The sequence below is a fragment of the Paenibacillus sp. FSL M7-1455 genome (assembly GCF_038004655.1).
GTDB lineage: Bacteria > Bacillota > Bacilli > Paenibacillales > Paenibacillaceae > Paenibacillus_AQ > Paenibacillus_AQ cookii.
The window spans coordinates 28,031-41,927 of record NZ_JBBORO010000001.1 but is presented as its reverse complement, the minus strand read 5'-3'; the positions used below and the strand labels follow the sequence as shown (position 1 = coordinate 41,927).

At 52.7% G+C, this 13,897-nt stretch carries 15 protein-coding genes and 1 riboswitch; all 15 genes read right to left on the bottom strand.

The features are described 5' to 3' along the window. Positions 1–160: 160 nt before the first annotated feature. Positions 161–391, bottom strand: coding sequence for an anti-sigma-F factor Fin family protein (locus NYE48_RS00200; RefSeq protein WP_036712738.1), 231 nt, complete (start codon positions 389–391; stop codon positions 161–163). Positions 392–479: 88 nt separating this feature from the next. Beyond that, on the bottom strand, positions 480–1,040 hold the full coding sequence (pth, locus tag NYE48_RS00195) for an aminoacyl-tRNA hydrolase (protein WP_212952150.1): 561 nt from the start codon (positions 1,038–1,040) through the stop codon (positions 480–482). 89 nt (positions 1,041–1,129) lie between these two features. Beyond that, the gene (locus tag NYE48_RS00190; protein WP_036712732.1) at positions 1,130–2,083 is read right to left on the bottom strand and encodes a ribose-phosphate diphosphokinase; all 954 of its coding nucleotides are present in this window, start codon (positions 2,081–2,083) and stop codon (positions 1,130–1,132) included. Positions 2,084–2,211: 128 nt separating this feature from the next. Then, positions 2,212–3,594 carry a bifunctional UDP-N-acetylglucosamine diphosphorylase/glucosamine-1-phosphate N-acetyltransferase GlmU gene (gene glmU, locus NYE48_RS00185; protein ID WP_212952173.1) on the bottom strand — a complete coding sequence of 461 codons (1,383 nt, stop codon included), beginning with the start codon at positions 3,592–3,594 and terminating at the stop codon, positions 2,212–2,214. A 120-nt stretch (positions 3,595–3,714) separates the two neighbouring features. Continuing rightward, positions 3,715–3,999 (bottom strand): septation regulator SpoVG, encoded by a 285-nt coding sequence (spoVG, locus tag NYE48_RS00180; RefSeq protein WP_036712730.1) that lies wholly within the window; start codon positions 3,997–3,999, stop codon positions 3,715–3,717. Between the two features lie 192 nt (positions 4,000–4,191). Then, complete coding sequence (gene purR, locus NYE48_RS00175) at positions 4,192–5,022, bottom strand: pur operon repressor (protein ID WP_340996144.1); 831 nt, start codon at positions 5,020–5,022, stop codon at positions 4,192–4,194. A 207-nt stretch (positions 5,023–5,229) separates the two neighbouring features. Continuing rightward, positions 5,230–6,084, bottom strand: coding sequence for a 4-(cytidine 5'-diphospho)-2-C-methyl-D-erythritol kinase (ispE, locus tag NYE48_RS00170; RefSeq protein WP_212952148.1), 855 nt, complete (start codon positions 6,082–6,084; stop codon positions 5,230–5,232). Positions 6,085–6,238: 154 nt separating this feature from the next. After that, the gene (locus tag NYE48_RS00165) at positions 6,239–6,418 is read right to left on the bottom strand and encodes a small, acid-soluble spore protein, alpha/beta type (RefSeq protein WP_036712728.1); all 180 of its coding nucleotides are present in this window, start codon (positions 6,416–6,418) and stop codon (positions 6,239–6,241) included. A gap of 199 nt (positions 6,419–6,617) precedes the next feature. Further along, complete coding sequence (gene veg / locus NYE48_RS00160; protein WP_036712726.1) at positions 6,618–6,878, bottom strand: biofilm formation stimulator Veg; 261 nt, start codon at positions 6,876–6,878, stop codon at positions 6,618–6,620. Positions 6,879–7,106: 228 nt separating this feature from the next. After that, positions 7,107–8,003 (bottom strand): sporulation peptidase YabG, encoded by an 897-nt coding sequence (gene yabG, locus NYE48_RS00155; protein ID WP_036712723.1) that lies wholly within the window; start codon positions 8,001–8,003, stop codon positions 7,107–7,109. Positions 8,004–8,126: 123 nt separating this feature from the next. Beyond that, positions 8,127–9,014 carry a 16S rRNA (adenine(1518)-N(6)/adenine(1519)-N(6))-dimethyltransferase RsmA gene (gene rsmA, locus NYE48_RS00150; RefSeq protein ID WP_340996137.1) on the bottom strand — a complete coding sequence of 296 codons (888 nt, stop codon included), beginning with the start codon at positions 9,012–9,014 and terminating at the stop codon, positions 8,127–8,129. Positions 9,015–9,017: 3 nt separating this feature from the next. Beyond that, positions 9,018–9,566, bottom strand: a complete 549-nt coding sequence (gene rnmV / locus NYE48_RS00145) for a ribonuclease M5 (protein WP_212952147.1) — start codon at positions 9,564–9,566, stop codon at positions 9,018–9,020. Between the two features lie 153 nt (positions 9,567–9,719). Further along, a complete protein-coding gene (locus NYE48_RS00140) occupies positions 9,720–10,898 on the bottom strand; it encodes a ubiquitin-like domain-containing protein (protein ID WP_340996135.1) in 1,179 nt (392 codons plus the stop codon). A gap of 270 nt (positions 10,899–11,168) precedes the next feature. Then, positions 11,169–11,393: riboswitch (cyclic di-AMP (ydaO/yuaA leader) on the bottom strand. A 214-nt stretch (positions 11,394–11,607) separates the two neighbouring features. Further along, positions 11,608–12,378: a TatD family hydrolase gene (locus tag NYE48_RS00135; protein WP_036712719.1), complete on the bottom strand. Its 771-nt coding sequence runs from the start codon at positions 12,376–12,378 to the stop codon at positions 11,608–11,610. Positions 12,379–12,445: 67 nt separating this feature from the next. Next, a complete protein-coding gene (locus tag NYE48_RS00130) occupies positions 12,446–13,726 on the bottom strand; it encodes an HD domain-containing protein (protein WP_212952145.1) in 1,281 nt (426 codons plus the stop codon). Between the last annotated feature and the right edge of the window lie 171 nt (positions 13,727–13,897).

Genomic DNA, 13,897 nt, shown 5'->3' with positions numbered 1-13,897 from the left:
CTCATGCTAACTTTTCTGGATTTTGAAAAATCCTCTTGTTATTTAAAAAACTTCAATATTCCGAAAAAATCTACCAAATAGGTCATCCCAGGGAATACCGAAAAGAAGCCTCAGCAAAACTGCCGAGGCCCCGAAAACGTCGGGTATCCCCACCGGATCCTTATTGGAGCGGGCTTGTGATCAGGCTCAGCTCCGGATTGTTCTCCAGTGCTTCCCTGCAATAATCGCAAATCACCTTAACGGTGACGTCTCCGCTTAAATCATACGCTATTATATCTCTCCGTTCCGCGGGGGTCAAGGAATGAAACCCGAGCTGGGCATCGGTTACCTGGGTCGAATCGAGAGTCCCGAGCGGGGTTCGGCAGTGCCGGCAGATATAATTTATAGCCATCTATATGCCTCCTGAAGGTGGTTTATACCCTCATTATGCCCGCTCTGCGCTTGATTTAGCCCTGTTTACCGAAGCTTGCCGCGCCCTTTTACCCGTTAAACTTCGCCATCGTCTGCTCGTAGGTATGATCGAGACTGTATTCGGCGGCATCGCACGCACGTTCGATCATGTGTTCCAGCAGCTCTTTCTCCTTTTTCGGAAATGCCGATAGGACATAATCTACCACGGCAAAACCCGGCTCCGGACGGGAAATGCCCATGCGGATGCGATTAAAGGTTTGCGTTCCGGTATGCTGGATGATCGATTTGATGCCGTTATGCCCGCCTGCGCTTCCCTGGTACCGCAGCCGTATTTTGCCGATCTCGGTATCCAAATCGTCGTATACGACGATCATGTCTTCGACGTTCGCTTTGTAATAGTCCATGTAAGCCCGAACGGCTTCGCCCGATAAATTCATGTACGTCATCGGCTTGATAAGCACCACTTTGTCGCTGCCGATCAAACCTTCGCCGATCAAAGCCTTGCATTTGCTGGGGCCAAATTTGATCCCATGGCGTTTCGCCAAAGCGTCAAGCATCATAAATCCGACGTTATGGCGCGTTTTTTCGTAGTTAGAACCGGGGTTGCCCAGTCCGACGATCCATTTCATTTCGTTTTGATTCCTCCAAACGGCGGTATATGGCGAGAAGGGTTATATTCTCCTCCCGGAAAACATACCCCTCTTTTGTCGCCATCCATTTATTCGATTTCAAACAGCTTGCTGATCGACAGTTCCTCATGAACCCGGATAATCGCTTCGCCCATAAGCGGAGCTACCGAAAGCACTTTGATTTTGTTGCTTGGGTCAGGATGCGTAATCGGAATGGTATCCGTTACAATGACTTCACTCAGCGGAGAGTTTTCAAGACGTTCCATGGCAGGACCGGAGAATACCGGATGCGTACAGCAAGCGTAAACTTCCTTGACCCCGCCTTCCATCAGCGCATTGGCGCCAAGGACGATGGTGCCGGCCGTATCGATGATGTCGTCGATCAAAATGGCCGTTTTGCCCTCGATGTGGCCGATGATGTTCATCACTTCGCTCACGTTCGGTTCCGGACGCCGCTTATCGATGATGGCCAGAGGGGCGTTCAGGAAGTCGGCCAGCTTTCTGGCACGCACGACGCCGCCGTGGTCCGGGGAGACGACGACCGGATTTTCGATCTGCTTCGAACGGAAATATTGCGCCAAAATCGGCACGCCAAGCAGATGGTCCACCGGAATGTCGAAAAATCCCTGAATCTGCATCGCGTGCAAATCCATCGTGATGACGCGGTGCGCTCCCGCTTTTTCAATCAGGTTAGCGACCAGCTTCGCAGTGATCGGATCGCGGGAACGGGCTTTGCGGTCCTGACGCGCGTAGCCGTAATAAGGAATCACGACATTGATGCTCTTCGCGGAGGCGCGTTTCAGCGCGTCGACCATGATCAGCAGCTCCATCAGGTTGTCGTTGACCGGGCCGCAGGTGGACTGGACGACATACACGTGGCAGCCGCGGACGCTTTCGTTCAGCTTCACTTGGATTTCGCCGTCGCTGAAGCTGGTGGTATGGGAATCGCCCATCGGAATCCCGATATAATCGGCTATTTGCTGCGCGAGCTTCGGATTGGAGTTACAAGTAAAAATCTTTAATTTCGAATCACAATAAGTCATAAAATAAAAACCCTCCGTGCTGGTTCATTGAAATTCATGCCTGTCTCCATTGCCGTTTGAACAATGATGCTTCTAGGAAATTGTGATTAATCCTCTATTACTATTTAATCATCCTTTGGACGCAAATGCTACTGCTTGTCTTTTTTTGCCTTTGCGCGGGCACGGATTTTTTCCGCGTATCCCGGCTTGTTCTCCTGACGCTTTCTGGCAATGGCCAGATCGTTTTCAGGCACCGAATGCGTAATGGTCGATCCTGCAACCACGTACGCGCCTTTCCCAACCTTCACAGGGGCGATTAGATTCACGTTGCTGCCGATAAAGGCATCGTCTTCGATTTCCGTTATGGATTTATTATACCCATCGTAGTTGACCGTTATCGCACCGCAGCCGACATTGACGTTTTTCCCGACGACCGCGTCGCCGATGTAGCTTAAATGCGACACTTTGGAACCGTCCGCGATCTTGGCGTTTTTGACCTCCACGAAATCGCCGATTTTCACGTCTTCCCCCAATTGGGCTTTCGGGCGCAAATAGGCATAAGGGCCGACGGTCGTGCGGTTTCCGACTTCCGCCTGGTCAAGCACGGAATGTTTGATGACCGCCCCGTCGCCGATGACGGAATCCTTGATCTCGCTTTGCGGCCCGATTTGGCAGTCTTCGCCGATGACGGTGTTTCCCGTAAGGACCGTGCCCGGAAGAAGCACCGTGTCGGAGCCGATTTTGACGTCCGCGCCGATATAGGTCGAGGCCGGATCAATGATGGTTACGCCGCCGAGCATATGCCGTTTGTTGATGCGCTCGCGCATCAAACGCTCCGCTTCGGAAAGGGCCAGACGGTCGTTGACGCCGATCGATTCCGCGTAATCTTCGGTCATGTACCCAAGCACCGTTTCGCCTGCGCCGACAAGGATGCCGATGACGTCGGTCAAATAATATTCCTGCTGCGCATTGTTGTTCGTTACTTTATCGAGAGCCGCAAACAGCTTGGCATTATCAAAGCAATATGTTCCGGTATTGAATTCGCGCACGGCATCTTCTTCCGGCGAGCAGTCCTTCTGTTCCACGATCCGCAGAACGCTGCCGTCTTCGCTCCGGATGACGCGCCCGTATCCTTTAGGATTTTCCGTATAAGCCGTCAGCACGGTTGCCGCCGCGTTATTGCTCTCATGAAGCTCCGTCAGAGCCTTCAACGTTTCCGCAGTAACAAGAGGCGTATCCCCGCAAATGACGATGGTAGAGCCTTGTTCCGATCCGAGGAGATCCTTTGCCATTTTCACGGCATGGCCCGTTCCGAGCTGCTGCTCCTGCAGCACGTATTCCGCGGCCTCACCCAGATAAGATTGGACGGCTTCCGCACCATGGCCCACGATAACGACGCTGCGCTCGCAGTCGACTTCTTTGACGGTATCCAGCACATGCCCTACCATAGGTTTTCCACAGACGGGGTGCAGCACTTTGTATAGTTTCGATTTCATTCGTTTACCCTGCCCTGCGGCAAGAACAATCGCCATTCTTTTCAAGGATCTTGACCTCCCACTCTTAAACTCATTAAAGAATATATCGTATTCTCCGTAAAAAGAAAAGAGAGCCATAAGTCTGGCTCTCTTTTCCTTGAACCCCAATTGTAAACCTTAAGCGCCTTCCTCAATCACTTCTTCTTCATTGGCAGCGCGTTCATATTCCGCCAGGACAGCCGTTTGGATCTTCTCCCGCGTACCGGAAGAGATCGGATGGGCGATGTCGCGGAATTCCCCGTCTGGAGTGCGCTTGCTCGGCATAGCAACGAACATTCCATTGTTGCCATCGATGACCCGAATATCATGAACCACAAATTCGTTATCAATGGTAATGGATGCGATTGCTTTCATTCTCCCCTCAGAGTTGACTCGGCGGAGTCTGACATCCGTAATTTGCATGTGTGTTCACCACCTTTTTCCATCAGAGACTTGGTGTATAATTCCACACAGCAGTTCAAAATCCTCTTTTTTGGAGCAACAAAATGTCCTAATTTCAGGAATTTTTTTATAGAAATGAGATTGTCGACAGACTTCGGAACTATTCGTCCCGAAAAGTTTCCAGTCGACATATTTCGTCAAGACGTAGCCGGGTCAGTTTTTAGTAAAATAATTGCCCGGTTTCACGCCGATTTCCTTCGTTTTGGCGTCGACGCCGGTCAAGGTCGCCAGCGACACGTAGTCATGCAGGAGACGCTCCTCCGTATCCACCTCGCCGGATTCCACCAATACGCCCACGCCTGCGACTTCGGCATCAAATTCGGCCAGCAAATCGACCATCCCTTGAATGGTTCCGCCGGCTTTCATGAAGTCGTCCACGATCAGGACTTTGGACTTCTCTTTGAGGGCGCGCCGCGACAGCGACATGGTGTGGATGCTTTTATGCGAGCCTGAGACGTAGTTGATGCTCACCGCCGAACCTTCCGTCACCTGGTGGTCCCTCCGGACCAGGACTACGGGCAAATTCAGCTGGGCACCGGTCGCATAAGCCAGCGGGATCCCTTTGGTCTCCACCGTCATCACCACGTCGATCTCCTGATCGGCAAAGGCGGTGGCAAATATTTTCCCCGCTTCGTTCATCAAGGACGGCTCTCCGAGCAAATCGGACATATACAGGTATCCGCCGGGGAGGATGCGGTCTTTTTGCTGCAGCTGGCTGCAAAGCTCCTCCGCAAAGGCCAACGCCTGACTCTTCGGCATCTTCGGAATGAACTTCACGCCTCCGGCCGCTCCGGCCAGCGTCAGCAGTTCTCCCATGCCCTCGTCCTCGAATACCTCCTTGATGATCACCAGGTCTTCGCTGATCGAGGATTTGGCGGCCCCGTACCGTTCGGCGAACGTGGTGAGCGGGATCAAAGTATGAGGTCTGGACAGCAAATATTGGGTCATCTCGACCAGACGCGCGCTTCGCTTTAATTTTTTCACGAAAACTCCTCGCTATCACTTTATTCATCAACGATGGCCGGCCAAACTAGCTGCTTTCGGTCAAGCCATCTTCAAATTCGATTTCCCTATGTGTAAAATCCGAATAATACAGTATAAATATAGCATTTTTGTACGTGTTTGTACAAGAAGATCCTGCCCCGCAAACATTTCCGGCCCGGCTTGCTTTTTATGCGCCCGGCAGGATCATCAGGTCAATAGCCGCACCGCGTACACTTCCCGGCAAAACCCGCGAAGTCCGTTATAAATCCGCGCGACCTTCGATTCTTTATAAACAAGCCCGAATACGGTCGGGCCGCTTCCCGACATGAGCGCTCCGTCGGCCCCGAGTCTCAGCATGGCTTCCTTCAGCTGGGCCACCTGCGGGTGAAGCTTCAGCGTCACATCCTCAAGCACGTTGCCGAGACGTTCGCATACGGCTCCGAAATCGCCGGCTTCGATCGCTTTGACCATCTGCTCGGCGGACGGATGACGCTTTACCTCTGCCGCCCTGAATTTGCCGTAGACCTCCGCCGTCGACACATTGATGGGAGGCTTGGCCAAAATAACCCAGCAGCTTAGCGGATTGTCCACCTTGGCGAGCTTCTCCCCACGCCCGGTCGCAAGCGCCGTGCCCCCCGTCACGCAAAAGGGAACATCCGACCCCAGCTCGGCTCCCAGCTCCTGTAGCTCTTGCATGGGTATGTTCAAATTCCACAGCCGGTTCAATCCCCTCAGCGCCGCGGCCGCGTCGCTGCTGCCCCCCGCCAAACCCGCGGCTACCGGGATTTTTTTGTCCAAGTGGATATGGACGCCGCTGCGGACGTCGTACCGGTCTTTGATCAGTCTTGCGGCCTGGAAGGCCAAGTTTTTCTCGTCAAGCGGGATATACCCCGCCTGGCTCGTAATAATGATGGTGTCGCGCGGCAGCTCCGACATTTCCAGCCTGTCCGCCAAATCGACCATCGTCATGACCATTTCGACCTCGTGGAAGCCGTCCGGCCTTTTATGTAATACATCCAGCATCAAATTGATTTTGGCCGGTGCTTTTTCGTAAATTTTCAAGGCGTTCACCCACCCTTAAGTTTCCCTCGCTATCAGCTTCAAATCATTATAACAAACTGTACCAAGCAAGTCATTTCGAACCTTCCGCGGCCTATAGAAAAACGGAGATTCCCATGCGATGCCATGGAGATCTCCGTCTGACATGTTTTGAACCTTACGATTTGCGGGCTGCAGCCTCTTCGGCGAGCTGGATGGCGCGTTTCACCATGTTGCCGGCGTCCTTGGCTTTAATGCCGCCCCAACCCTCCTGCTGAACCGTTTCGTAAAACCCCAAATCCTTGGCAAGCTCCGTCTTCAGTTCCTCCGACATCACGCTGCGGCGTCTGCGGCTCATTTGCAGTCCTCCTTGTCAATCCCGGAACCGGCCCCGTTTAAGCCATCTTCGGGACGGTCCTTCGTTATGCGGTAAAAGGAATTCCTTTTGTATTATTTCTCGCCCGACCCGGCCCCATTCGAAAAATCCGCTGACAACAAAAAACAGCCTTCCGCACGGGAAAGCTGCTTCCAAATAAAAAAGTTACGCCTGATCCTGCTTAGTCCGCGTCCTTCGCCTGCTCTTCGCAAATGGTGACTTCCACGGATTCAGTAAGAATATCTGCATAGCTGTATGAAACACGTTTAAAGGTTTGCTGTTCTTGATCCAGCTTGACGATAAAAACAGAAGGGTACGTTTCCTCGAGCACGCCCGTACGTTCGATCGTCTTACGACGTCCACCGTTAGCCCGGAGCGATATTTTCTGACCTACATGAGCCTCGAGATTTCGTTTGATTTCCAACAGCGCATTTTTAGCCATTGTCGACGACCACCTCTTTCCTTGTCCATTATAACGCAGGAAGAAGTTTTTGTCAAATAAAATTTAAATTATATCAGCATCAAATTTAATTTGTCAATCGGTTTTTTTGCGGGATTTTGCAGGATTTCCGCATACACGCCGTTAACGACAAAAAAACCTTAATCCATGTATCGCGATTAAGGTTTTTCGGCTGCTCATCCCATGATGCTCTTGTTTAGAAAAACGGGTTTACATCACCGAAGGCGTGACCTTCAGCTGGGAAAGGTCATTCAGGCGCGGCAGTCCGATGCGGTAGCTTCCGCGCGTTTCGATGCCCCCCACGCCCTGCGCCCCGCTGATCGTATTATGAAGCACATCCATCATGTTGATGGTTTCCCTCACCGACGTAAAGGAGGCCTTGGCGGCCACGTAAACGGGATCCAGCGCATGGATGAGTATGCGCCCCGGCGAGCTGGCGAAATTCGCTCCCGCTTGCAGCAGCGCCTCAAAATGCGACTGGCAGGCACCGGCAATGATCGTCAGCGTATCGTAATGCCGTTCGTATTGACGGGCAACCTGAATGGCCGAAACGAAATTTTGGGAATTTTTGTAGCTGTTCAGGTTATAGAGATCATTGTTCGGCCGGTGCTTCAACACTCCGTCATGCCCCGTAATGACCACGATATCCGGCCGCACCCGCGGCAGCAGGCGATAGAGCGCATCCGCCATGCCCGCCTCGTTAACGTAATGTCCCTCGACGGGCACGCGAAGCTGCTGGTAAAGATTCAGGCTCTTTTTTAAGTAATTGATATCTCCATCGAGATGGAGGACTTTACCCGGAACTTCAAAATAAGAAGGCTGTTCCGCCATCGGCCATTCCCCGCCGAGATTCGCTTGCGTGCGTTCGGTCAGCTCCTCCCGGTGGCGCTGCAGCCTGCTTAGCGACTCGTTGGCACGGATATGGGCCTTCTGCGTTTTTTCATTGAACGGCGCATATGGCACCCGAACGAGGTCATCGAGGGGCGAATCAGCCAACAGCCGAAACTCGGTCCCCTTGATCACAGCCAAATTGCTCCGCAGATCTTCCACGCGGAAAGCGACATCACCGCCATAAGATTTGCGGACGACCAGGTCTCCTACATTCATCACAACATCACCCCTACCCCATGGTATGGGCGAATCTCCCCAATGGTTCTTCCCTTTTGCCAAAATAAGCATGGGACAAGGCGCCCTGCGCGCGCCAACCTTGATGCGGTCAACGAAACGTCTTCATCCCCGTACGCCGGCCCGGAGCAAGACGTTGCAAAGCGTCGCATACTCCTGCAAGCTGAGGGTTTCGCCGCGGCGGGAAGGTTCGATCCCTGCAGCGTGAAGCAGCTCCTCGAGCCGCTCCCGGCCCTCTTTGGGAAAAAATCTCGTCTTGAGATTGTTGGCGATCGTTTTTCGGCGTTGGGCAAACGAAGCGTGTACCACCTGAAAAAAGAAATTTTCGTCGTCCACCTCGACCGGAGGCTGCTCGCGCACCTTGAGGCGAATGACGGCCGACTCGACGTTCGGCTGCGGAATGAATACCGTTTTCGGTACGATGCAGACCAGTTCAGGCTCGCTGTAATACTGCACGGCGATGCTCAGACTGCCGTAGTCCTTCGTGCCGGGCGAAGCAGCCATGCGTTCGGCCACCTCTTTTTGGATCATGACCACGATGTTCTCCAGCGGCAGCCGCTCTTCAAGCAGTTTCATCAAAATCGGGGTCGTCACGTAATAAGGCAAATTGGCAACGACGCTGACTTTGGAGACATTCGCGAAATCCTCCTTAAAGAGGGCGCCAAGATCCGTCTTCAGCACGTCGCCATGATGAATGCGCACATGCGGATACGGTTCCAATACCTCCTGGAGAATCGGAATAAGCCGCTGGTCGATTTCGACGGCCGTGACGGCGCCCGCTTCCCGGGCCAGCTTTTCGGTAAGGGCTCCGATCCCCGGCCCGATCTCCAAAGCTCCCTTGGAGGCATCCAGTCCCGCCGCCTCCACGATTTTGCCTAAAATATTTTGATCGATCAGAAAATTTTGCCCCAGGCTTTTTTTAAACGAAAAACCGTGACGCTGGATGATTTCCTTCGTCCGTCTTGGCGAGGCGATATCGTCCATTCGCTGCATATCTCAACCTTCCCCTTCCTGTTCCAATTGGGCTAACGCCTCCGCGAACTCCTCGCGCGTAATCTGAAAAACGGCCAGACGCTTATGGAACTGCTTGCCGTTGCAATACCCTATGCCCAGCAGGTTTCCCATCACCATGCGTCTGCGGGCCGCGTCCGGGTGCACCAGAAGCCCTGCGGCCATCAGATCCTCCATATCGATCAGGCTTTCCGCGCCTTCGTAGGTCGTATGCACGCGGGAGAGGGCCTTGCGGATCGCTTCCGGCGAAGCGTTCTCCACGCCGATGTCCCCTTTCCGCGTCGCTTCCGACTCCGGAATAAAGGCATGCTTGCAGCCGGGAACCTTGCTCGCGATAATTTTTCGAATCCGCTCCCCGGCATGGTCCGGGTCCGTCAACACAATGACTCCCCGGCGTTCCTGGGCCAAGGCAATCCGCTTCAGTACGCGGCCGTTGATCGCCGAACCGCCGGTTTCGATCGTGTCGGCTTCCACCGCCCGCTTCACGGCCACGGTATCGTCCCGTCCTTCCACGACTATGACTTCCTTGATCATGACCTGCTTCTCCCTTTCCTAAAGCTCGTCCGTTCATGCGTCGTAAGTTTTCGGACATCCAAACAACAAAAAGAAGAGGAATGCTCCTCTTCTTTAGCATGACATTTTCATGATCATAATACTATAACATTAGAATGACATTGTAAAACGAAATTAATTCAATTGCGGCTTCACGGGGCCGATGACGTATACTTTCATCCCGGATTTGCGGCCGAAGTTGTTGGCGCGCTTCACGGAGTCATAGTAGAGGTCGATCTTATTGCCCTTAATGGCGCCGCCCGTGTCTTCGGCACGGCGGAAGCCGATGCCTTCGATGTACACCCACCAGCCGAGCGGAATCACGTTCGGATCCACGGCGATGGTGCGGCCTTCCGTGACCCGCGTTCCCGTAGCGGTACGGGTACCGATTCCGGGTTCGCCGGCAGAATAAGCCGTCATCGAGACATGAATCATTTTTTTATATGAGAAATCAACACCGGCTTTGCTTACGCGGTTATTGCTGCTTACGGTTTTTTTCGTTTTGGCGGCTGATGAAGTTTGGGCGGTGGAAGAAGATTTAACGGCCGCTGTTTGAACGACGACAGGCGGAGCCGGTTTTTTCTTCGTGCCCACGGCGATGATTTTATCCAGCGTTTTTGCCTGCACTTCCTTGCCCACCATGCGCATGGATACCATTTGGCCGTCATGATATACCTTTTCGATGTGCTGCACCATCACGCCGGGCTTTCCCTGCTGAATGACGCGGTTGTCGCCGACCGTCAGGCTGGGATCGGCCGTCTTGATGACGCGGAAAGGCAAACTTTCATGGCGGTCCACGACTTGCTTGTTGACGCGCACGATACGGATATCCGTTTGGCCCGTCACCCGCTCGGTCAGAGCCGGAGTGACTTTATCGTGTTCTTTGAGCGATACGCCGAACTCCTTCAATACGTCGCCAACCGTGTCTTTGGTGGTATACAACTTTTTCGTTGCCCCGTCCACCGTCAATTGAACGGGAGCGGCGCGGTCGATCACCACTTTGTCACCATTCTGGAGCGATCCGCTCAGCGGCATGGAGACTTGATCTTCCGGTTTGAGGCTGATTGCCTGCTCATCCAGCATTTCTTGTAAAACGGATTTGTGAGTCTGAATCTTTTTGACCTGACCGTCTACCACCAGGTACACCTGTTTGCGCGTGGATGAGTTGACCAGCAGCAAAATCATGATGGTGACCGCGATCGTAACGATAGCTGCAGTAGAGATTTGGCGCAAATTCTCATGCTTCCATCGCAATGCGTAAGACATGCTGGAGATTTTTGAATCATGGGTCTCTTCTTGATGGAAAATGCCCACCTTCTCGATCCTCCTTCATAGCCTCGCCATTAGAGTTACGCATGAATGATTTGACGCGGGCTATACTCGATTTTTTACAAGAACACATAAGGAGCATGCGTTCTTGCACCATGAACCTATCTTTTTTTCATGATTTGTCGCCTCCCGTTTTACAACAGTATGACGACGCCTTCTCCATTATTCAAAAACAAAAGAAGCCAGCTAAGAGCTTATGAGGTCTCCTTCGTGGCTTCCCTGGATGTCAGAATGACGGAAAAGTAAATGCACGAAACCCTCTCTTTATGTCGCTTACGGGGTTAGCTGTCGGGTTTGGGCGAAAGAGAGCCGCCCGATCAACGCCAGCCCGCTCATGGCGGACCGCGCCGAATTCACCCCTGAGACCCTGAAAAGAAATCAAATACATCCCGAGCCCGGGTCGGTATAAAAGGGACCGCCGCGCTCTATGTATTGGTTCCCCCGCTCTTTCGAGACCGAAAGACTCAGCGAGATTGGTTCACGGAGGCTGCCGCGATGCCGAAAAAGGAAGCGGCTTACAGCAGCCCAAGTTCACTGAAAAGATGATATCCTGTTTTGATGCATGTTGTAAAGCGGGAATCAACAACGTTTATTTGAATATATGGTTAAAAATTTGTAATATTCATGGTTTTTTTGGTTAAAATTCTTTAATGCTTCGTTCATGCTCGTTTTTTCAGCTGTTTTTCTCCCGTTTTCACTTAATTCCAAATCGTTCCAGTGCATTTTGGGTGGTGATTCGGGCAATTTCCTCCACCTCGACCCCCTTAATCTGGGCAGCTGCCTCGGCTACCAAACGAACGTTGGCAGACTCATTTCGCTTCCCCCGGAATGGGTGCGGCGTCAGGTACGGAGAGTCGGTTTCGATCAGCAGCCGGTCCATCGGAACCTGCGCAAGCACTTCCTTGGGCTGTCTGGCGTTTTTGAACGTGATCGGTCCTCCGAAGGATAGATGGAACCCCATGTTCAGGCATAACTTGGCCGTTTCCCAGCTGCCGGAGTAGGAGTGCATGACGCCTCCGACCTCGCTGGCCTTTTCCTCCCGCAGGATTTTCACGATATCCTCGTGCGCATCCCGGTTATGGATCACGATCGGCATGCCGAGCTCCCGGGCCAACCCGATTTGCTGGCGCAAAACCCGGTGCTGCACGTCTTTCGGGGAGGTATCCCAATAATAATCGAGCCCGATTTCGCCGATGGCCACGACTTTTTCATGGCTGCATAAAGATGCAATCCATTCGAGATCCCCTTCCTTCATCGTGATCGCATCCTGAGGATGCCAGCCGACGGCGGCGTATATAAAATCATGCGTTTCCGCAAGCTTCATCGTGGACGGAATCGTTTCGCGGTTAAAACCGACGTTGATCATCCGGCTGACGCCGTTTTCCACGGCGCGGCGAATGGTCTCTTCGCGGTCCTCGTCGAACTGCGGCGCGTCCAAATGCGTATGCGTGTCGAATAAATTCATGTCTGGAACTCCCTTCGTGTCATAAAGCATAGATTAATATGGGGCAAATCCGTGAATCATGCTGTCGTTATCGCTTGAAAATGCGGGAAACCGGGTCGGATAGGGAAGAAATAACGTCTTTCATTTTCGCCCCCGGATAATATAAGTGATATTTCCCGCGATGTATGCCGCTGATGGAGCGGACAATATCCGACACCTCCGATATTTCCCGCAGGCGTTCGTCCCGGTCAAGCAGCAGAATCTGCTTTTGGCTGGATCCGTCTCCCGGCCGAAATACATCGTACGGAAGATCCGTCGGAAAATCAATCTCGAGATCGTATTCGGGATTCAGGCCGACCCGCTCAAAATCGCGGCGGATCTCTTCGATCATTTCCAGATCCACCGATTCCACTTCCACATATTTATACAGCCTGCGATGCATAAAACGGCTGCAAAGCTCGCTCAGCACGGCGTCTTTTTCGTTCGTCCATTGCGAAAACACGGTTTGGATCAGCGCTTCATCGAGTTTCAAATAATCCTGCACGGTCAGCCGGTCTTCGAAAAGCCCCGGAAGCGGCTCAATCATGAAGCCAAAAACGTAGTTATCCCGGTATAGCTCCTTCGCGCGCCGGAAGATCTGCCGCAAAATGATTTCCGAACTGCGCGTCACCGGATGGAAATAAACCTGCCAATACATCTGGTACCGGGACATCAGGTAATCTTCCACCGCATGCATCCCCGATTCCTTCACGACGATTCTTCCCTGGTACGGACGAAGCATGCGCAGGATCCGGTCGATGTCGATCGTTCCGTAATTGACGCCCGTGTAATAAGCATCCCGCAGCAAATAGTCCATCCGGTCGGCGTCCAGCGGACTCGACACCAGATTGACCACGATCGGATGCTCGTAATCCTTGGCGATTACCGATGCGACCTTGGCGGGAAAGTCTTCGGCCACCTCGGTCAAAATCGCGTTTACTTCGGTATCCCCGAGAATAATGCGGCGGGTCCAATCCTCATGGTCCATCCGGAACGCCTCTTCGATCGAGTGGGAAAAAGGGCCGTGCCCCAGGTCATGCAGCAAGGCGGCGCAGAGGGTTAACAGTTTCTCGCTGTTCGGCCAATCCGCGTAGCCGCTTCGCTCGAATTGGGATATGATGCGGCGCGTAATTTCATACACGCCAAGCGAGTGGGAGAACCGGCTGTGCTCCGCCCCGTGGAACGTCAAATACGAGGTGCCTAGTTGGCGGATCCGCCGCAGCCTCTGGAACTCCGCCGTGTTAATCAGCCGCCAGATGGTGGAGTGTTGGACATGAATGTAATTATGTACGGGGTCCTTGAACACTTTTTCTTCATTTAAGGTATGCATGCGACTCATCTCCTTTTTAAAAGCTTAAAATTAAACTATTTTTGAACTTTTTTCGACAATCCGTGTCGAATAGTGTCGTTTCGGGTAGAAAAATTGATTTCCAAATCGACATTATCCTACCAAGGATATATAATGGGAAAAGAATCCTGGTATGAGTGATATCCCAGGTGC